The sequence below is a fragment of the Citrobacter sp. wls613 genome (assembly GCF_005281195.1).
GTDB lineage: Bacteria > Pseudomonadota > Gammaproteobacteria > Enterobacterales > Enterobacteriaceae > Citrobacter > Citrobacter gillenii.
The window spans coordinates 1-18317 of sequence record NZ_SZXN01000072.1; the positions used below are offsets into that span (position 1 = coordinate 1).

22 protein-coding genes, 1 tRNA gene and 1 pseudogene are annotated in these 18317 nt (G+C 53.5%); 10 read left to right on the plus strand and 14 right to left on the minus strand.

The window, feature by feature from the left end:
* Window positions 1-33 precede the first annotated feature (33 nt).
* The 4 genes and pseudogenes from motA to dinB form a co-directional block, all read left to right on the plus strand.
* Window positions 34-813: pseudogene (gene motA, locus FDX01_RS17775) on the plus strand (flagellar motor stator protein MotA); the annotation flags it as partial.
* A gap of 2 nt (window positions 814-815) precedes the next feature.
* Complete coding sequence (gene lafU / locus FDX01_RS17780) at window positions 816-1814, plus strand: putative lateral flagellar export/assembly protein LafU (RefSeq protein ID WP_135912521.1); 999 nt, start codon at window positions 816-818, stop codon at window positions 1812-1814.
* A 57-nt stretch (window positions 1815-1871) separates the two neighbouring features.
* A complete protein-coding gene (locus FDX01_RS17785; RefSeq protein WP_117342049.1) occupies window positions 1872-2519 on the plus strand; it encodes a DNA primase in 648 nt (215 codons plus the stop codon).
* A gap of 64 nt (window positions 2520-2583) precedes the next feature.
* The gene (gene dinB, locus FDX01_RS17790; protein WP_137400218.1) at window positions 2584-3639 is read left to right on the plus strand and encodes a DNA polymerase IV; all 1056 of its coding nucleotides are present in this window, start codon (window positions 2584-2586) and stop codon (window positions 3637-3639) included.
* A 103-nt stretch (window positions 3640-3742) separates the two neighbouring features.
* Here dinB and pepD read toward each other — a convergent pair whose 3' ends face one another.
* On the minus strand, window positions 3743-5200 hold the full coding sequence (pepD, locus tag FDX01_RS17795) for a cytosol nonspecific dipeptidase (protein ID WP_137400219.1): 1458 nt from the start codon (window positions 5198-5200) through the stop codon (window positions 3743-3745).
* 262 nt (window positions 5201-5462) lie between these two features.
* Between pepD and gpt the strand changes: the two genes are divergently transcribed.
* From gpt to crl, 3 genes are all read left to right on the plus strand, one after another.
* Window positions 5463-5921 (plus strand): xanthine phosphoribosyltransferase, encoded by a 459-nt coding sequence (gene gpt / locus FDX01_RS17800; RefSeq protein ID WP_115259349.1) that lies wholly within the window; start codon window positions 5463-5465, stop codon window positions 5919-5921.
* A gap of 99 nt (window positions 5922-6020) precedes the next feature.
* On the plus strand, window positions 6021-7265 hold the full coding sequence (gene frsA / locus FDX01_RS17805) for an esterase FrsA (RefSeq protein WP_115259348.1): 1245 nt from the start codon (window positions 6021-6023) through the stop codon (window positions 7263-7265).
* 57 nt (window positions 7266-7322) lie between these two features.
* Window positions 7323-7724, plus strand: coding sequence for a sigma factor-binding protein Crl (crl, locus tag FDX01_RS17810; RefSeq protein ID WP_096758190.1), 402 nt, complete (start codon window positions 7323-7325; stop codon window positions 7722-7724).
* Between the two features lie 56 nt (window positions 7725-7780).
* Here the strand turns inward: crl and phoE are convergent, their stop codons facing one another.
* Window positions 7781-8836 carry a phosphoporin PhoE gene (gene phoE / locus FDX01_RS17815; protein WP_117342053.1) on the minus strand — a complete coding sequence of 352 codons (1056 nt, stop codon included), beginning with the start codon at window positions 8834-8836 and terminating at the stop codon, window positions 7781-7783.
* A gap of 288 nt (window positions 8837-9124) precedes the next feature.
* Here phoE and proB point away from each other — a divergent pair, with 288 nt between their 5' ends.
* The 3 genes from proB to FDX01_RS17830 all read left to right on the plus strand — a co-directional run bounded on the left by proB (window position 9125) and on the right by FDX01_RS17830 (window position 11683).
* Window positions 9125-10228 carry a glutamate 5-kinase gene (proB, locus tag FDX01_RS17820; protein WP_096758188.1) on the plus strand — a complete coding sequence of 368 codons (1104 nt, stop codon included), beginning with the start codon at window positions 9125-9127 and terminating at the stop codon, window positions 10226-10228.
* Window positions 10229-10239: 11 nt separating this feature from the next.
* On the plus strand, window positions 10240-11493 hold the full coding sequence (gene proA, locus FDX01_RS17825; protein ID WP_137400220.1) for a glutamate-5-semialdehyde dehydrogenase: 1254 nt from the start codon (window positions 10240-10242) through the stop codon (window positions 11491-11493).
* 114 nt (window positions 11494-11607) lie between these two features.
* Window positions 11608-11683, plus strand: a tRNA-Thr gene (locus FDX01_RS17830).
* Between the two features lie 381 nt (window positions 11684-12064).
* Here FDX01_RS17830 and ykfI read toward each other — a convergent pair.
* The 12 genes from ykfI to FDX01_RS17890 all read right to left on the minus strand — a co-directional run bounded on the left by ykfI (window position 12065) and on the right by FDX01_RS17890 (window position 18261).
* Window positions 12065-12406: a type IV toxin-antitoxin system toxin YkfI gene (ykfI, locus tag FDX01_RS17835; protein ID WP_000854680.1), complete on the minus strand. Its 342-nt coding sequence runs from the start codon at window positions 12404-12406 to the stop codon at window positions 12065-12067.
* A 20-nt stretch (window positions 12407-12426) separates the two neighbouring features.
* Window positions 12427-12744 (minus strand): type IV toxin-antitoxin system antitoxin YafW, encoded by a 318-nt coding sequence (gene yafW, locus FDX01_RS17840; protein ID WP_137400221.1) that lies wholly within the window; start codon window positions 12742-12744, stop codon window positions 12427-12429.
* An 18-nt stretch (window positions 12745-12762) separates the two neighbouring features.
* A complete protein-coding gene (locus tag FDX01_RS17845; protein ID WP_000691994.1) occupies window positions 12763-12984 on the minus strand; it encodes a DUF987 domain-containing protein in 222 nt (73 codons plus the stop codon).
* Between the two features lie 8 nt (window positions 12985-12992).
* Window positions 12993-13469, minus strand: coding sequence for a RadC family protein (locus FDX01_RS17850; RefSeq protein ID WP_000811693.1), 477 nt, complete (start codon window positions 13467-13469; stop codon window positions 12993-12995).
* Between the two features lie 15 nt (window positions 13470-13484).
* Window positions 13485-13943, minus strand: a complete 459-nt coding sequence (locus FDX01_RS17855) for an antirestriction protein (protein WP_000211838.1) — start codon at window positions 13941-13943, stop codon at window positions 13485-13487.
* A gap of 97 nt (window positions 13944-14040) precedes the next feature.
* Window positions 14041-14280 carry a DUF905 domain-containing protein gene (locus FDX01_RS17860; protein ID WP_001489226.1) on the minus strand — a complete coding sequence of 80 codons (240 nt, stop codon included), beginning with the start codon at window positions 14278-14280 and terminating at the stop codon, window positions 14041-14043.
* A 76-nt stretch (window positions 14281-14356) separates the two neighbouring features.
* A complete protein-coding gene (gene ykfB, locus FDX01_RS17865) occupies window positions 14357-14824 on the minus strand; it encodes a protein YkfB (RefSeq protein ID WP_001547765.1) in 468 nt (155 codons plus the stop codon).
* A 22-nt stretch (window positions 14825-14846) separates the two neighbouring features.
* Window positions 14847-15290 (minus strand): YfjS/YafY family lipoprotein, encoded by a 444-nt coding sequence (locus tag FDX01_RS17870; protein WP_000824223.1) that lies wholly within the window; start codon window positions 15288-15290, stop codon window positions 14847-14849.
* Window positions 15290-15526: a protein YpjK gene (gene ypjK / locus FDX01_RS17875; RefSeq protein WP_001144031.1), complete on the minus strand. Its 237-nt coding sequence runs from the start codon at window positions 15524-15526 to the stop codon at window positions 15290-15292. The genes FDX01_RS17870 and ypjK overlap by 1 nt, the downstream gene beginning before the upstream one ends.
* Before the next feature lie 40 nt (window positions 15527-15566).
* The gene (locus FDX01_RS17880; RefSeq protein ID WP_137400222.1) at window positions 15567-16268 is read right to left on the minus strand and encodes a WYL domain-containing protein; all 702 of its coding nucleotides are present in this window, start codon (window positions 16266-16268) and stop codon (window positions 15567-15569) included.
* 216 nt (window positions 16269-16484) lie between these two features.
* Entirely contained in the window at window positions 16485-17306 is an 822-nt protein-coding gene (locus tag FDX01_RS17885; RefSeq protein ID WP_023326105.1) for a DUF932 domain-containing protein, read from the minus strand.
* A gap of 91 nt (window positions 17307-17397) precedes the next feature.
* Window positions 17398-18261: a GTPase family protein gene (locus tag FDX01_RS17890; protein WP_016154552.1), complete on the minus strand. Its 864-nt coding sequence runs from the start codon at window positions 18259-18261 to the stop codon at window positions 17398-17400.
* Window positions 18262-18317 lie beyond the last annotated feature (56 nt).

Sequence of the window (18317 nt, forward strand, 5' to 3'; positions counted from 1 at the left end):
ATACACTAAATCAGTAAGTTGGCAGCATCACCCTGGCAGCCTGCTGAAATTGTTATTATTCTCGGCGCCGGATTTGGTGCCATGATTATCGGCAACCCGAAGCACGTGCTGAAAGAGATCGGCCATCAGTTGAAAGGTGTACTCAGCAAGAAACAGCTGGGGCCAGAGTTTCAGCGCCAACTATTAATGTGCCTGTTTGAACTGCTGGAGCTGGTACAAAACGGCGGCTTACGCATGTTGGATCAGCACATTGAAAAACCGGCTGAAAGTACCATTTTCCAAAAGTACCCGCTGGTGCTGACTCAAGAGCGACTGGTGACCTTTATCGCTGATAACTTCCGCCTGATGGCAATGGGCAAAATTGACGCCCACGAACTGGAAGGGATCCTCGATCAGGAACTGGATACCGTAGAAGAAGAGCTGTTGACACCGTCTCGTTCATTACAGCGTACGGCTGAAGCTATGCCGGGATTCGGTATTTGCGCCGCGGTACTTGGCATCATTATTACCATGCAATCTATTGATGGCTCCATTGCACTGATCGGCCTGAAAGTAGCAGCGGCGCTGGTAGGGACCTTCCTGGGGGTATTTATCTGCTACTGCCTGATGGATCCGCTGGCGAACTCGATGGAGCAACAGGCGCGTGCGGAACATTCTCTGCTGGAATGTGTGCGTACTGTGCTGGTGGCGCATGCTGGCGGTAAGCCAACGCTGCTGGCGGTGGATGCAGGACGTAAACTTCTGCATCTGGCATCTAAACCAACGTTTGCCAATCTGGACGCGTGGGTGAATGCGATGCTGGAGCAGGAATAAGCATGAGGAAGGCGCCAAATCGTCGCGACCGTGGTGCGAAGACCACCATTATTCGGCGACAAATTAAAAAGAATCATGCAGGTCATCATGGCGGTGCGTGGAAGGTGGCATTTGCCGACTTTACGCTGGCGATGATGGCGCTGTTTATGACGCTGTGGATTGTCAACAGCGTCAGTAAATCCGATCGCGAAAATATCGTTGCGGCGCTGCACGGCCAGTCCATCTTCAACGGGGGAGGGCTCGCACCGTTAAATAAAATTGGCAAACAGCCGATTGCACCGGGGGCCAGCAGTAAAAATGTCACTCGCAGCAAGTCAGATAAACAAGCGCTACCGCAGGAAACGGCTAAAGTGACGGAAGAAACGGCCAAAAAAGTCATGGATGTGAATGAGAAGACGGCGTTGCTGAAGAAAAAGTCCGCGACTGAACTGGGAGAGCTGGCGACTAACATCAACACCATCGCCCGCAATGCGCATATGGAAACTAACCTGGAGATGGAGATCGTCCCTCAGGGGTTACGCGTGCTGATTAAAGATGACCAGAACCGCAATATGTTTGAACGCGGTAGCGCGCGGATCATGCCATTCTTCCGATCGTTACTGGTTGAACTGGCACCGGTTTTTGACACGCTGGACAATAAGATCATCATCACCGGTCACACGGATGCGATGGGCTATAAAAATAATATTTATAACAACTGGAATCTGTCTGGTGACAGGGCGCTCTCCGCCCGCCGCGTGCTGGAAGAAGCGGGGATGCCGCAGGATAAAGTCATGCAGGTCAGCGCCATGGCGGACCAGATGCTGCTGGATGCGAAAAATCCAGAGAGCGCGGGTAACCGCCGCATTGAGATTATGGTGTTGACGCAAAGTGCGTCCGACACGCTGTATCAATACTTTGGTCAGCACGGCGAGAAGGTCGTGCAGCCGTTGGTGGATAAGCTGGATAAACAAAAGCAGGTGACTTCCTTACGTCAACCCCCCGTTGTTGTGCCTCATTAATTCTGTTCTCTCGTCCCCCACGCAACGTGGGGGCATATTATTGCTAAGGAAGGTAATGTGATAGCTGTAACTCAAATTATTCCACTGAATATTCAATCAGATAATGTTACAGATGTGGCCTGTCAGGGCGCGCATTTCGATAATGTATCAGGGATCTGGTATACCGAGCCTGATGGGCTAAAGGAGGGGCTTTTGGACTATGCCTACACTATGGATAGTTACAACATCATAGCGCCCTACTATCTGGTCATTACCTCAAAGATGCACTGCTGGAACTGCCATCAAATCACCCGAATCCATGGGGTTATGTTTACCCGTTATATTAAAAAAATACAGGATGGTGAAGGCTGGCTGTCCGTCAGGCGGAATACGTTTCTGTTCCATATTAATGCGCTGCCAGAAGAGATAATGAAGAACATCAAGGCCAGCAATTACTACCTGGATAAGAGTAAAACCACCGGACTACGCTACTGGATGAACCATTGTGAAATTTGCGGCGAGCGTTTGGGAGACTATGAACTTTTCTGCGTTGAAAATGATGCCTTTCGCCGGATGACCATTGAAAATCTGCTTAAGGCGAATGTGCGAAAAGTGAATAAGCTGTTTGTCAGTACGGCGGGTAACCCTGCAGAGCATGCGTCAAAAGAGGTTGTGCGTTATCTGTGTGATGCCCGTTTCGTCATGAATGGACCCGCAGTACCGTAATACGTGTTCAGACTTCTCATTACATAAAGATACTGTATACTTAAACAGTGTTATGGGAGGGGCGATGCGTAAAATTATACATGTCGATATGGACTGCTTTTTCGCGGCGGTGGAAATGCGTGATAACCCCGCGCTGCGTGATATCCCGATCGCTATCGGTGGCAGCCGTGAACGCCGGGGGGTGATCAGCACCGCCAATTACCCGGCGCGGAAATTTGGCGTACGCAGCGCGATGCCCACGGGGATGGCGCTAAAACTGTGCCCGCATCTCACCTTATTACCCGGTCGTTATGAGGCGTATAAAGAAGCGTCTCGCCAGATTCAGGCGATTTTCGCACGCTACACCTCGCTTATCGAACCCCTTTCGCTGGATGAAGCCTATCTGGACGTCACCGACAGCATGCACTGTCACGGATCGGCCACACTGATTGCCCAGCAAATTCGCCAGACGATTTTTGACGAGCTACAGCTCACCGCCTCCGCGGGGATTGCACCGGTCAAGTTTCTGGCCAAGATCGCCTCCGATCTCAATAAGCCCAACGGGCAATATGTGATCACACCGGATGATGTGCCGGAATTTATCAGAACGCTCCCACTGGGGAAAATTCCCGGTGTCGGCAAAGTTTCCGCCGCCAAGCTGGAATCCATGGGATTACGTACCTGTGAAGATGTACAACAGTGCGACCTGGCGATATTGCTTAAGCGTTTTGGTAAATTTGGTCGCGTGCTGTGGGAGCGCAGCCAGGGTATTGACGAGCGGGATGTGAATAACGACAGAATGCGCAAATCCGTCGGTGTTGAACGCACGCTGGCAGAGGATATTCATGAGTGGTCAGAATGTGAGGCGATTATCGAGCGGCTTTATCCGGAGCTGGAGCGGCGTCTGGCAAAGGTAAAACCGGATTTATGTATTGCTCGCCAGGGCATTAAATTAAAGTTTAATGACTTTCAGCAGACCACTCAGGAGCACGTCTGGCCGCGCTTAAGTAAAGACGATTTGATTACCACGGCGCGCAAAACCTGGGATGAGCGTCGGGGAGGACGTGGGGTCAGGCTGGTGGGATTACACGTCACGCTGCTGGATCCACAGCTGGAAAGGCAGTTGGTACTGGGGCTTTGAGTTGGATGTATTGCCGGATAGCGGCATAAATACCCTATCCGGCTTACCTACGCGATCGTAGGCCGGATAAGCAGCAGCGCCATCCGGCATTTATTGCAGGGACTTACTTCGCCGGAATAGACTTCAGCAGTTCAGTCAGCAGCGTCCAGTAATGGCCAACGCTTTCGATATGAACCTGCTCATCCGGGGAGTGCGGACCCGTGATGGTTGGCCCGATGGAAACCATGTCCATTTCCGGATACGGCTTCTTAAACAGACCGCATTCCAGACCCGCGTGGATAATCTGGATGTTTGGCGTCTTGTTGAACAGACGCTGATAGGTTTCGCGCACCAGGTGCATGACCGGCGAGTTCGCGTCCGGCTGCCAGCCCGGATACGCACCTTTGGCTTCGGTTTTAGCGCCTGCCAGCTTGCCCAGAGAATCCAGCATGCTTACCACATAGTCTTTACCGCTGTCGATCAGCGAGCGAACCAGGCAGTGAATCTGCACGTTGTCGTCAGTCATGGTGACAACACCGACGTTCAGGGAGGTTTCCACCACGCCTTTTGCCACGTCTGAATTGCGGATCACGCCGTTTGGTGTCGCGTTCAGCAGACGAACAAAGGTATCGCGGGACTGAGCGGTCAGTGCGGCTTTGTCGTTAGAGACGGTATCCAGCAGTAGTGCCAGATTTTTCTCTTTTGCTGCCAGCTCGTTTTTCAGGATTTCCTGATAAGTGCTGACCAGCGCTTTTAACGCATCGATTTTATCTGCGGCAACAGCAAGGGTAGCAAAGGCTTCACGTGGGATCGCGTTACGCAGCGTACCACCGTTGAAATCAACCAGACGCAGATCCAGTTCTTCAGCGTGGCCAGCCAGGAAGCGTACCAGCAGCTTGTTGGCATTACCGAGGCCAACATGGATTTCGCCGCCGGAGTGACCGCCTTTCAGGCCTTTCAGCGTCAGCTTAAAGGTCTGGAAACCTGCAGGAATGGCTTCACGAGACAGCGGCAGATTGGCGGTGAAGTCGATCCCCCCCGCGCAACCCATGTAGATCTCACCTTCTTCTTCGGAGTCGGTGTTGATCAGAATATCTGCCTGCAGCCAGTTAGCCTGCAGACCAAACGCACCGTCCATGCCCGCTTCTTCGGTCATGGTCAGCAGAACTTCCAGCGGGCCGTGAACCACGCTGTCATCCGCCAGAACGGCCAGCGCAGAGGCCATACCGATACCGTTATCCGCACCCAGCGTGGTGCCACGGGCTTTCACCCATTCGCCGTCAATATAAGGCTGGATCGGATCTTTGGTGAAGTCGTGAACGGTATCGTTGTTTTTTTGCGGCACCATATCCAGGTGCGCCTGCAGAACAACCGGCTTGCGGTTTTCCATTCCTGCGGTAGCGGGTTTGCGAATCAGGATATTACCCACCTGATCGCGCTCGACGTGGAAACCTTTCTCTTGGGCCCAACTCAGAATATGTTCAGCGAGTTGCTCTTCATGGTAGGACGGATGAGGAATAGAACAGATTTTGGCAAAAATATCCCACAGCGGTTGCGGGGATAATTGAGACAGTTCAGACACGTTGAGTCTCCTTGGCGATGCCCTGCAAAATTGACTTACAGGCCACGGGGTTAGCAGAATTAAAAACACCACAAGTCAGGCTTGCGCGATGCAATTGAGAATACCACTTTCTCTGCTCACGGCTAGCAAAAAGCATGCAAAAAGAGGCCTGGATTCCGCTTAACACTGGTTTTTAGCGCGTCAGATCTCTATAATCTCGCGCAACCTATTTCCCCCTCGAACACTTTTTAAGCCGTAGATAAACAGGCTGGGACAACTTCACATGAGCGAAAAATACGTCGTCACCTGGGACATGTTGCAGATCCATGCACGTAAACTGGCAAGCCGCTTGATGCCTTCTGAACAATGGAAAGGCATCATTGCCGTTAGCCGTGGTGGTCTGGTGCCAGGCGCGCTGCTGGCGCGTGAATTGGGTATTCGTCATGTCGATACCGTATGCATCTCCAGCTACGATCACGACAATCAGCGCGAACTGACCGTTCTGAAACGTGCCGAAGGTGACGGTGAAGGTTTCATCGTAATCGATGACCTGGTTGACACCGGTGGTACCGCGGTTGCGATTCGCGAAATGTACCCTAAAGCGCATTTCGTCACCATCTTCGCTAAACCGGCAGGCCGTCCGCTGGTGAATGATTATGTTGTTGATATCCCTCAGGATACCTGGATCGAGCAGCCGTGGGATATGGGCGTCGTGTTCGTCCCGCCGATTTCAGGCCGCTAATCTAAATCGTTTTCAACGCCTGGCTATGCCGGGCGTTGTTCTTTTTGTGCCGTGTCAGGTTACACTATGCCTTAGTGAGTACTCATGGAGGCCGTAATTATGTCACAGGCTAACCTCAGCGAAGTCCTGTTTAAACCCCGCTTCAAACACCCTGAAACGTCAACGCTGGTTCGTCGATTTAATCACGGCGCGCAGCCGTCTGTGCAATCTGCCCTGGATGGCACAACCATCCCGCACTGGTACCGCATGGTGAATCGCCTGATGTGGATCTGGCGCGGCGTCGATCCGCGCGAAATCCTTGAGGTGCAGGCGCGTATCGTCATGAGCGAAGCAGAGCGCACGGATAAAGAGCTCTATGACACGGTTATTGGCTATCGTGGCGGGAACTGGATCTACGAGTGGGCGAAGCAGGCGATGGACTGGCAACAGAAGGCCATGGCAGAACAGGACCCACAAATTAGCGGACGCCACTGGCTGCACGCCTCTACGCTGTACAACATTGCGGCGTATCCGCATCTGAAAGGCGACGAGCTGGCTGAACAGGCGCAGGCCCTGGCGAATCGCGCGTATGAAGAGGCGGCTCAGCGCTTGCCCGGTAAGCTGCGCGAACTGGAATTCACGGTTCCCGGCGGTGCGCCGATCACCGGTTTTTTGCATATGCCAAAAGGTGACGGCCCGTTCCCGACGGTGCTGATGTGCGGGGGGCTGGATTCCATGCAAACGGATTACTACACCCTGTATGAACGCTATTTTGCCCCGCGTGGTATTGCCATGCTGACGCTGGACATGCCCTCGGTCGGGTTTTCGTCGAAATGGAAACTGACCCAGGATTCCAGCCTGCTGCATCAGCACGTATTAAAAGCACTGCCCAACATTCCCTGGGTCGATCACACCCGCGTGGCGGCATTTGGTTTTCGCTTTGGCGCCAACGTGGCGGTACGGTTGGCGTATCTCGAATCTTCGCGCCTGAAAGCGGTGGCGTGTCTGGGGCCGGTGGTGCATGCGCTGCTCAGCGACCCGCAGCGGCAGGCAAGCGTCCCGGAAATGTATCTTGATGTACTGGCCAGCCGTCTGGGTATGCACGACGCCTCCGATGACGCGCTGCGTGTCGAGCTCAATCGCTATTCATTAAAGGTACAAGGCCTGCTGGGCCGACGTTGTCCAACGCCGATGCTGTCGGGCTTCTGGAAAAACGATCCGTTTAGTCCGGAAGAGGAGTCTCGCTTAATCACATCGTCATCTTCTGACGGTAAGCTGATGGAGATCCCGTTCAACCCGGTGTATCGCAATTTTGATAAAGCGCTGCAAGAAATAACCGGATGGATCAATCAGAGATTGTGTTAATAGATTGCTAAATTTTATTGATTTGGTAAAACAGTTGCTTCACCTAAGGAGATCGCAATGACGTTACCGAGTGGACACCCGAAAAGCAGATTGATCAAGAAATTCACCGCGCTTGGCCCTTACATCCGGGAAGGGCAGTGCGAAGATAATCGATTTTTTTTCGATTGTCTGGCTGTTTGCGTCAACGTGAAACCCGCGCCGGAGAAGCGTGAATTCTGGGGCTGGTGGATGGAGTTAGAAGCACAGGAAAAACGCTTCACGTACAGCTACCAGTTTGGTTTGTTTGATCAAGACGGCAACTGGACCGCCGTGCCCATCAAAGAGACTGAAGTGGTAGATCGACTGGAGTACACCTTACGTGAGTTCCATGAAAAATTGCGTGGGTTGCTAACGTCGCTGAATCTGGCGCTGGAACCTGCGGACGACTTTAAAGATCAGCCGGTTAAATTAACGGCATAGTGAACAGCAAAATGCCGGATGGCGGCGCAACCCCATCCGACATTTTTTATGTTAGATCAGAACTGGTAGGTCATCCCCACTGCGACGATATCATCATTGTTGATGGCCAATTTATTATCGCTATCCAGCTGGTTGATTTTATAATCAACAAACGCCGACATATTCTTGTTGAAATAATAGGTCGCGCCAACGTCGATATAATTCACCAGATCTTCATTACCGATACCTTCAATATCTTTGCCTTTCGACAGCACATATCCCAGGGACGGACGCAGACCAAAATCAAACTGGTACTGAACCACTGCTTCGACGTTCTGTGTTTTATTGGCGAAGCCACCGGATATAGGCGTCATTTTGCGCGTTTCAGAGTACATCGTGGCAATATAAATATCGTTGGCATCGTATTTTAAACCGGTTGCCCAGGCTTCGGCTTTATCGCCCGCGCCACGGTTTTGCAGATTCTGCTGATTGGTACGATCGGAATTGGTATAGGCGCCGCTGATGGCGAAATCGCTGCCGCCAAAGTCATAGGTCACCGACGTACCAAAACCGTCGCCATTCTGTTTTTTCACATCGCGGTCTTCGTTTTTACCCTGGTATTGCAAGGTGAGATCCAGGCCATCAACGACGCCGAAGAAGTCGGTGTTACGGTACGTCGCCAGACCGCTGGCGCGTTTGGTCATGAAGTTATCGGTCTGCGCGGAAGAGTCCCCGCCGAACTCCGGGAACATATCGGTCCACGCTTCAACGTCGTACAGCGCACCCAGGTTACGACCGTAGTCGAAGGAACCGAGGTTTTTCAATTTCAGACCCGCGAAGGCCAGACGTGTTTTTTGCTGGTTAGAATCGCTTTCAGCTTTATTGCCTGCGAACTCTGCTTCCCAACGACCATAACCGGTCAGCTGATCGTTAATTTGAGTTTCACCTTTAAAACCAAAACGGATATAGCTTTGGTCGCCGTCTTTGCTGTCATTATCGGTCATGTAGTGCATGGCTTTAACTTTGCCGTACACATCCAGTTTATTTCCGTTCTTATTATACACTTCCGCTGCCTGTACGGATGCCGATGCCATAATACCCATCACCACTAATGCCAGAGTGCTCTTTTTCATTTTCATTCCTGATTTAAAGTACGCGCGAATATTTACTGGGTGTGTTCCCCGTTCAAAGACAGGAGGGTTTTTAACGTCTGGCAATGAACGTTTTATGACAAAGTAAGAATATTTTTAAAAAAGAATGTTTATTTGTTTCTGTCATAAAAACGTCAAAACCTGCCGCTACGCTTGCTGATCCTGCGCAATAAAATTTCATGCTTTGTGCGCTGGCTGTTGGCAACCGGGGCCAGTCCTGCTAAAACGTTCGTTTGATATCATTTCCCCAATCTTGAATGGCAGAGAATCATGAGTGACAGCCAGACGCTGGTGGTAAAACTAGGCACCAGTGTGCTAACGGGCGGATCGCGCCGCCTGAACCGTGCCCACATCGTAGAACTGGTCCGCCAGTGCGCGCAGCTCCATGCCGCAGGGCATCGCATTGTTATTGTTACCTCGGGCGCGATTGCCGCCGGGCGTGAACATCTTGGTTACCCTGAACTACCGGCAACGATCGCCTCTAAACAGCTGCTGGCGGCAGTAGGGCAGAGCCGACTGATTCAACTCTGGGAACAGCTGTTCTCCATTTATGGCATTCATGTCGGGCAGATGCTGCTGACGCGTGCGGATATGGAAGACAGAGAACGTTTCCTTAACGCTCGCGACACGTTACGTGCGCTGCTGGATAACAATATCGTTCCTGTCATCAATGAGAACGACGCGGTGGCAACCGCCGAAATTAAAGTCGGTGATAACGACAACTTGTCGGCGCTGGCGGCGATTCTGGCCGGGGCCGATAAGCTGCTGCTGCTCACCGATCAGCAGGGCCTGTTCACCGCTGACCCGCGTACCAATCCGCAGGCTGAGCTGATTAAAGACGTCTACGGGATTGATGACGCGCTGCGGTCTATCGCCGGAGACAGCGTCTCTGGTTTGGGCACCGGCGGTATGGGCACCAAGTTGCAGGCAGCCGATGTGGCCTGCCGCGCCGGTATCGACACCATTATTGCTGCAGGCAGCAAGCCTGGTGTGATTGGCGATGTAATGGAAGGCGTGTCCGTGGGGACGCGTTTTCATGCTCAGGCTTCTCCGCTGGAGAACCGCAAACGCTGGATCTTCGGCGCACCGCCCGCAGGGGAAATCACCGTCGATGAAGGCGCAACCTCAGCCATTCTGGAACGCGGCAGTTCGTTATTGCCCAAAGGCATTAAAAGCGTGACAGGCAACTTCTCTCGTGGTGAAGTGATTCGTATCTGCAATCTTGAAGGGCGCGATATTGCCCACGGCGTCACTCGCTATAACAGCGACGCGCTGCGCCGTATTGCCGGACACCACTCTCAACAGATTGACGCGATCCTCGGCTATGAATATGGCCCGGTTGCCGTCCATCGCGATGACATGATCACCCGTTAAGGAGCTGGCATATGCTGGAACAAATGGGCATTGCTGCCAAAGCAGCGTCGTATAAGCTGGCGCTACTCTCCAGCCGCGAAAAAAACCGCGTGCTGGAAAAGATTGCCGATGAACTGGAAGCACAAACCGAAAGCATCCTCAGCGCTAACGCACAAGACGTTGAGCAGGCAAGGGAAAACGGTCTGAGTGAAGCAATGCTTGACCGTCTGGCGCTGACCCCGGAACGTTTGAAAGCCATCGCCGACGACGTACGTCAGGTGTGCAATCTCGCCGACCCGGTCGGGCAGGTGATTGACGGCGGTCTGCTGGATAGCGGCCTGCGTCTGGAGCGTCGTCGCGTCCCGCTGGGCGTGATTGGCGTGATTTATGAAGCGCGTCCTAACGTCACCGTTGATGTCGCCTCCCTGTGCCTGAAAACCGGCAATGCGGCGATCCTGCGCGGGGGCAAAGAGACGTACCGGACAAATGCGGCAACCGTGGCAGTGATTCAGCAGGCGCTGGAGGCCTGTGGTTTACCGGCGGCCGCCGTGCAGTCGATTGATAATCCGGACCGCGCACTGGTCAGCGAAATGCTGCGCATGGATAAGTACATCGATATGCTGATCCCGCGCGGCGGCGCAGGCCTGCACAAACTGTGTCGCGAACAGTCGACTATTCCGGTGATCACTGGCGGTATTGGTGTTTGTCATATCTATGTGGATGAAAGCGCAGATATCATCGCCGCACTCCGGATTATCGTTAACGCCAAAACCCAACGCCCGAGCACCTGTAATACCGTCGAGACGCTGCTGGTGCACCAGAATATCGCCGGACGCTTCCTGCCCGTGCTGAGCCAGCAGATGGCGCAAAGCGGCGTCACGCTGCATGCTGATGAGGCCGCGCTGACTCAATTGCAGGCCGGTCCGGCCAACGTGGTGGCGGTAAAAGCACAAGAGTACGACGATGAGTTTCTGTCGCTGGATCTGAACGTAAAAATTGTCAGCGACTTGGATGAGGCCATCGGCCATATTCGCGAACATGGCACCCAGCATTCCGACGCGATCCTGACGCGCGATATGCACAACGCCAACCGCTTCGTTAACGAGGTGGATTCGTCTGCGGTGTACGTTAACGCCTCCACCCGTTTTACCGACGGCGGCCAGTTTGGACTGGGTGCGGAAGTGGCAGTCAGTACGCAGAAATTACACGCACGCGGACCGATGGGGCTGGAAGCACTGACCACGTACAAGTGGATCGGCTTCGGTGACGACACGATTCGTGCGTAATTGAAACCGGGTGATGCAAAAATAGGCGTTTGATTCGCAAGGCCATTGACGCGTCGCCCGGTTAGTTTTAACCTTCTACCCCGTGTTCACAATCGTGGGCATGTCTTTATCAGTGCCGATATAGCTCAGTTGGTAGAGCAGCGCATTCGTAATGCGAAGGTCGGAGGTTCGACTCCTCTTATCGGCACCATTAAAATCAAATTGTTACGTAAGATCTTATCATTCTCCCACCAAAAAATTATCTTAATGTAACAGCTGGTGTAAGTAAATTCTATCAACGAAGATCAATCTTATCTACTGACCAAAAAGGCCTGATAGGGCTTCGCTCACTATACATCCTTGGCTGCAGGTTTAGTTGTACACCACTCCTAAATTTAATGTGTTGGCAATGTGTTCAATAAAGCTCGAACAAATTAGCTCATTATGATCGGTTAATACTTCAACTTCTGGTTGCATGATTGTTTGTCCGTAAAAAGATAACGCGCCTGCCGGGTAGTAGCAGGCGCATTACGCAATAGGTAAACAAGGGAGGAAGTTCAGAAATGTAAATCGGGAAGGTTGTACGCAATGTTCATCGTACTACGTTGTTACGGCTTTGCCGCAACAAGCCAGTTGCCTGCCGCGCTCGCAGAATGTCTGCAGCCCGGAGATAAGGAGATTGTTCCTGCCAGCTAAATCCCTTCCTGTCGATACGAACCAGCTCGTATTTTTCTACCAGAAAATTCACGGCATCGGCTAGGGTGATACCGGCATCGATGTGTTCCTTAATCACAGCCTCATTGCAGAATGGCGTGTCGTTTATTGTCAGACCATAGTGCTGTTCCAGCAGACGTGTCAGTAACATTTGCCAGACAGCCACGGGTGACAGGCAGGGCTTCACCGCCCGCTGAGTTGTTGCAGGTAAAGTTTTCATGTTTGCTCTCGTGTAGGTAATTAACGCTGAGTGGGGTAAATGGTGATGTATACGTAGCCGCAACTGCCAAGGGTGTCGGCTTCGCAGGTTAAATCGTTGTGGTACAGGGTAACGCAGTGGGCATGGTGGGGGCTGAGTTCACCGGTGGTCAGCATCGATTCCATCTGGCGGATAAAGTGCGGGAATGTTTCATCCAGCTTCCGGCATTCGATGTCACTGAACTTGCCGGTGATGCTGGCCCGGTCAGCCAGATAATGCAGTCGGTTGCCTTCCTGCACCAGACGGGCTCCCAGGCGCAGTGTAATCTCCCGCTGCAGGCCCCTGGTAGGGTTGCTCATTACAGTTCTCCACTATTGTCAGTTCAGGGTGATGCTCATCAGGCAGGTATAGGGCCCATTGCGGTCCTGGCGGCGTTCGGCGTATACCGCGAGGACTCCGGCGATATCCGGAACGTCCCTGCCGGTGTAATGACAGACGCTACCGTGCCACTGGTATTTGCCGGTGCAGTAGCGAAAGATTCGGGACTCAGGATGCTGGCGGTATATCGTCATTGCCCTGCGTTTACTGATAATTTTCATGTAATACCTCAAAGCAGACCGTGTTCTGCGAACGAATAGATTTGCCTGCCACCGACAATCAGATGGTCAGGGACACGGATATCCACCAGCTGAAGCACCTGAACCAGTCGCTGCGTGAGGGTTTTGTCGGCCTGGCTAGGTGTCGTCTCGCCGGAAGGATGGTTATGCGCGAGTATCACCGCCGCCGCGTTGAAGTGCAGAGCACGTTTGACCACCTCCCGGGGATGCACCTCGGTGCGGTTAATCGTGCCGGTGAAGAGCGTTTCATGGGCAATCAACTGATTCTGGTTGTCCAGATACAACACCCGGAACTCTTCCCGCTCAAGCGCGGCCATATGCAGTCGCAGCCATTCACGTACGGCGTGGGTAGAGGTGAAGGCTACGCCGGGCTCATGCAGGTGGCGGTCCAGAGCCCTGAGCGCCCGCTGAATGAGACGCCGGTCCTGTGGCGTCATCTCGCCGGGTAAAAAGGAAAGCTGTTTCATCTGTTGCTCCTTCGGTCAGTCGATAATACGCAGAATGGCGTGAGCCTCTGGATGTTGCATGGCATACTCCCGCAGGCGGTAATAGTGTGCGGTCATCGCGTCACATTCTGTACGGCAGGCATGGTGGCTATACGCAATCAGGCAGACAGCAATACCTGCTGCTTCTGCACTCATTTGGGCATCGTTACCGTTCAGGCAGTTAAACAGACGCCATGTCTCATCGTTGTCAGGCTCGGGGGACATAAATGCGCCGCCATTGCTGAGGGTGTAGAACGACCAGATACCACCGCTGTAGCCCTCACAGAAGCGGTCCATCCAGGCGAAGATATGCGGCTCCAGGAGTAGCCACTGCGGGATAGCGCCAAAGTACTGTGGCCAGAAATCGATACGCTGTTCATCGGGGACCGGCGTGACGGTCAGTTCAAATTCGGGTTGGTTAGCGGGTGCGAGGTCGTGCTGCGTCTGTGTTGTCATGGGTATGTCTCCGTCAATAAAAACGCCAGCGGCGATGGCTGGCGTATGGGGATATAAAGTGTGTTCGGGGAGGTGAATGCGGGTAAATGCTTCGCGATCAGCGGGGGGCCGTGTCTGTACGGATGCCTGAGGTGCGGATATAGCGGTTAAGACCTTCACCGGCATCCGGCTCAAAGTTCCATGCCCGCCAGACCATCCGGCCTTCAGTATCACGAACCACCAGACGGAAGTGACTGCCCTGGTCGTCTTCGAGTGTGATATTGCTGTACGTGGTAGTGACCGCTTGCGCTTGTCTCCGGGTGAAAGGCCCCGGTGGCAGCAACACGGATTGGGTCATTTTCGGGCTCCTGATAAAAGAAAACCCCGGCAGCCTGCTAGCTGTCGGGGTGGATTTGCTGGGGAAGATACTACTATCAGTCGTTGCTGCAGTCTCCGAGAGTGGACAGAACTTTCTCAGCGTTCTTCCGGTCCGCAGTGAAGGTCCCTGCTTTGTGGTCATTGACGTAGACGTCGAACTGCCCGGCCTCAGAGATATTGCTGATGAAGTCAAACCAGGCGTTATCGCCGTTACGCCAGCCCAGGCTGGACGGAATAATGTACTGCTGGTGATCCATCACTACGGTGATAGTAGTGTCGTCATCGTGCGAACTGACCATCTTGTCATCGGCAAGGGTAAGAAAGACTGAATGCTGATAGAAACCATTCTGGTCCGGGTTCCCTGTGCAGTTGATGGTAAACGTCTTTCCGCTGGCTTCGGTCACGCTGTATTCCGTATTGCCCTGACCGTAACCCTGCTGCCAGAACCCCGGGATAGCAGAGGCATTAAAGCTCGCGAGCAGTACACCCGCCAGCATAAACCGACTTAGTGAAAGTATTGTCATTCTTGTCTCCTTTGTCGTTGTTTTATTCCTGATTGTCAGGGTTCGAGGGTATCAGTAGCTGCCCCATCAGTTTGCCGTCATGGGCGTACTCAAAGTATTTTTCTTTGGTATACGGGTCCGTCACCTCCTGGTATTCCAGTTTGATGTTATCGGCAATACACAGCGCATTCATCAGTGGCTGGACGGTTTTTTCCTGCATATCCACGAGGTAGTAGTAACTGCCATCCTCGCAGCCATCGGGCGACTGGCGGGTACGTAAAACCTGCAAGGTGGGACCGGATAAGTAGTCAACCTGTGACCATTCTTCGCTGACATCATCCTGGTGGCTGACCACATCACTGAAACGCGGTGGGGTGAGGTCCTTAAATTTACTGATGGCCTTCAGGTCATCACTTCTGTCATCGCATGCGATGAGAAACAGAGTGGTGGCAACCAGCGCCAGCAGAGGCAGTGTTTTACGTTTCATTATTTTTTTCCTGAAATCAGACGAACCACTTTGGCAAAGACATAAATGCCCACGAAAATACCCACCGGCACGCCGACGAACGGTGTCAGCGCGACACTGGCAGCACCGGCTGCGCCACCTCCCGTCAGCAGTGCGGCAACAGTGGCAAGGGTCAGGGCCGCGAGACTGTCGGACACCCCGGTTTTGTTCAGAATGATGACGATGACAACAATGGCGATAATGGCAATAACGGGCATAGGGCTCCTCCCTGTTGCCGGGTTGATAACAACGCTTGCGCTATTCTGGTGAGCTGTTGGCCGGAACAAACGTAAGCAGTGACTGCTGGATAAAGCGAAAATGGGGTAAGGACTGAATAAAGCCCGGGTCTTCAACAAGACGACACAGACTGTCGTTACGCCGGAAAGTCTCCTGCAGGGGCTGAGCCAGATGGATTTCATCCAGGGAGAATACGGCGATATGTCCGTCGTGCTCTGCCACCAGATACCAGGCCTGCTGGTGGATAAGTAACCGGCAGGGAGCCAGCCGCTCACAGCGCTGCCCCTCGGCAATCAGAGTCACCCGCCTGCGCCCGGTAATGGCCTGAATCAGTCGCCAGAAAGACAATGCGCCTGATGGCGAAGGAACCGGACTGGCGGGTGCGATTACGCAGGGAGACTCATCGCACATCAGCAGTGCGTTTACCAGACGACGGTCAAAGCCAGGGAAAAGACCGGCCATCCCGCTGCGGTGGGCAAAGATAAGCACGTCGGGCACCATCTGCGTCTCACTGCCCGCAGTGCGTAAGCGGCAATATCCGGACTGATACTCCAGGTCCAGATACATCAGCCGCTCACGAAAATCACGCCGCAGCGTGCGCACCGACACACCAAACTCAGCGGCAAGCTTACGCACACTCAGCGTTTCCCCTGCCACCAGACGGCTGATTATCAGTGACAGCCTGACAGCCAGCCGGTCATGGCGGCGTTCTGCCTGTGTCATGAGACGTTCTCCGTGAAAGTTAACTGACTGAAAATGATGTGATTACTTTAAAGAGAGGGTCGGACAGGGTATGGACACCACAGAAACTATTTTTCATTTCTGCAAAAGCCAGAGGCAGCGGGGGTTACAGGCCTTCCCTCGGTGAGTGAGGACCGTCAGCACGGTGCGATGCGGACAGGTGGTGTCCGATATTAACAAAGCAGCAACATTAAACGGTCACTGCAGTTGCGTGAGCAGGGCTTCCGCCATCACCCACAGTGCCCGGTTAAGTTTCACGTCCCCGTCGATACCGCGAACGGCACGGGTATGTGACCGTCCTCCTTTGGCATTACGGCCACTGAGCCCGCCCTTAATCAGGTTCTCCTGAATACGCTGGTACGTGGTCCACAGGTCATTGCTCTCATCCTGCCAGCGGCGAGGGGAGAGGATCTGCGATTCAGTCACCGGCTGGTGGTCTTCACCAAAGCGGTATGTGAGGGCGGCTTTTGCCAGTGCCTGCTGTGCCGGGGGTGGCAACAGCAACGACTGCATGGCATCCCGTTTCTCCTCCACCCGGTCAAAAATCCCCAGCACCTCATACGCGCCTTCAATCACCTGACTCACCACGTCCCCCTTGTGTGGCACCCGCACCTCGCCAAACGACTCACCGCAGACGAGCCCGTTCTGACAAACCGCACGAAATAGTCCCGGCAACATCTGATACGAACTGGTTCCATCGTGAGAGTTGAGCAGGATTATTTCCGGCACCTGCTTACCGGTTATCTGTCCCTCACGCCGTAGACGCAGCATATGCTTGGTGTGTTCGCGACGCTCCGGATCACGCACACGGGTCTGACAGGCAAAGAATGGCTGGAAGCCTTCTCGCTGCAGGCTGTCCAGCAAGGAGATGGTGGGTATATAGGTGTAGCGTTCACTACGGGATTCATGTTTGTCCTCGCTGAACACACTGGGCACCACGCGAAACAGCTCCTCGCGGGTTAACGGACGGTCACGACGAATAATGTTTGCAGCGCCAAAGCGCGAAGCCAGACGGGTCATAAGCAGACTCCTCATAACGGGAAAACAAATAAAGGGGATCCCCGTCGCATCGGCGACAGGGTCAGGGAAATAACAGGGATGGATTAAATACTCAGAAGAAGAAATCCCAGACGGCGCGGGCCACAGAGACCACGGTGGTGCGCACGGCCTGAATGACGGCCCGCACAGGGGCGGGTATCAGGGGAAAGGCACTGATGCTATCGAGTACGGCCCCGACGGTTTCACCAAAATCGCTACGAGCCTGTTCCCGGACTACCGTCGTGCGAAAGGAAGGATGGAGTTGCGACACCACCGGGCTGGTGGCCTCACGTGGCAGGCACTTAATCATCCGCTCGGCCATCACCTTAAGCCCCCATTGTAGACGGACCGACACAGCACACACCGGATGGACGGGCTGGAACAGCTCATGCAGCAGGCAGATTTTGCGGCTGATATTCTGCTTCTGCGCCGTGGACAACTGTCCCCCACCGCTGGTGGGTTCGGCCTTATCCGACTGGCTGATAACAAACAGCACCTTATGCCGGTATACCTCTCCAATCACCTGATGATAAAAATGTTCATCCACCGTCAGCGCCCGGTCATCGGCCTTAATCAGCCACAGTACCAGGTCGAGGCGAGGAAGCTGTTCGCGGTACAGCGCAGCATACTCGGTATCGCGAGCGCCACTTTCGCCCACGCCGGGCAGATCCATCAGCGTTATATAGCGGTCGCCAACCTGCAGGCGAAAGCGCAGTGGCTCACGTGTACAGGCCGCCACATCGCTGACCGGTGATACCTCACTGGCAAACAGGGCATTGCAGAGTGAGGATTTACCGGCACCGCTCTTACCCATAATGCCGATTACTGGCTCGTAATGGGTTAACTGATTTATCTGCTGCAATATACGTTCAGACACCCACTGTGGCAGGCCAGCAAGCGATTGCTGAAACGACTTCAAACCTTCAGAATTGTTCATTAGCTACTCCTCTGAAAAATTATACAAAAACGGCAGAATCGTGAGATTCTGCCGTT

Coding starts and splice junctions, on each gene's coding strand:
- lafU (WP_135912521.1), top strand. CDS start 816: ATGAGGAAGGCGCCAAATCGTCGCGACCGTGGTGCGAAGACCACCATT.
- dinB (WP_137400218.1), top strand. CDS start 2,584: ATGCGTAAAATTATACATGTCGATATGGACTGCTTTTTCGCGGCGGTG.
- gpt (WP_115259349.1), top strand. CDS start 5,463: ATGAGCGAAAAATACGTCGTCACCTGGGACATGTTGCAGATCCATGCA.
- frsA (WP_115259348.1), top strand. CDS start 6,021: ATGTCACAGGCTAACCTCAGCGAAGTCCTGTTTAAACCCCGCTTCAAA.
- crl (WP_096758190.1), top strand. CDS start 7,323: ATGACGTTACCGAGTGGACACCCGAAAAGCAGATTGATCAAGAAATTC.
- phoE (WP_117342053.1), bottom strand. CDS start 8,836: ATGAAAAAGAGCACTCTGGCATTAGTGGTGATGGGTATTATGGCATCG.
- proB (WP_096758188.1), top strand. CDS start 9,125: ATGAGTGACAGCCAGACGCTGGTGGTAAAACTAGGCACCAGTGTGCTA.
- proA (WP_137400220.1), top strand. CDS start 10,240: ATGCTGGAACAAATGGGCATTGCTGCCAAAGCAGCGTCGTATAAGCTG.
- ykfI (WP_000854680.1), bottom strand. CDS start 12,406: ATGAAAACTTTACCTGCAACAACTCAGCGGGCGGTGAAGCCCTGCCTG.
- yafW (WP_137400221.1), bottom strand. CDS start 12,744: ATGAGCAACCCTACCAGGGGCCTGCAGCGGGAGATTACACTGCGCCTG.
- FDX01_RS17845 (WP_000691994.1), bottom strand. CDS start 12,984: ATGAAAATTATCAGTAAACGCAGGGCAATGACGATATACCGCCAGCAT.
- FDX01_RS17850 (WP_000811693.1), bottom strand. CDS start 13,469: ATGAAACAGCTTTCCTTTTTACCCGGCGAGATGACGCCACAGGACCGG.
- FDX01_RS17855 (WP_000211838.1), bottom strand. CDS start 13,943: ATGACAACACAGACGCAGCACGACCTCGCACCCGCTAACCAACCCGAA.
- FDX01_RS17860 (WP_001489226.1), bottom strand. CDS start 14,280: ATGACCCAATCCGTGTTGCTGCCACCGGGGCCTTTCACCCGGAGACAA.
- ykfB (WP_001547765.1), bottom strand. CDS start 14,824: ATGACAATACTTTCACTAAGTCGGTTTATGCTGGCGGGTGTACTGCTC.
- FDX01_RS17870 (WP_000824223.1), bottom strand. CDS start 15,290: ATGAAACGTAAAACACTGCCTCTGCTGGCGCTGGTTGCCACCACTCTG.
- ypjK (WP_001144031.1), bottom strand. CDS start 15,526: ATGCCCGTTATTGCCATTATCGCCATTGTTGTCATCGTCATCATTCTG.
- FDX01_RS17880 (WP_137400222.1), bottom strand. CDS start 16,268: ATGACACAGGCAGAACGCCGCCATGACCGGCTGGCTGTCAGGCTGTCA.
- FDX01_RS17885 (WP_023326105.1), bottom strand. CDS start 17,306: ATGACCCGTCTGGCTTCGCGCTTTGGCGCTGCAAACATTATTCGTCGT.
- FDX01_RS17890 (WP_016154552.1), bottom strand. CDS start 18,261: ATGAACAATTCTGAAGGTTTGAAGTCGTTTCAGCAATCGCTTGCTGGC.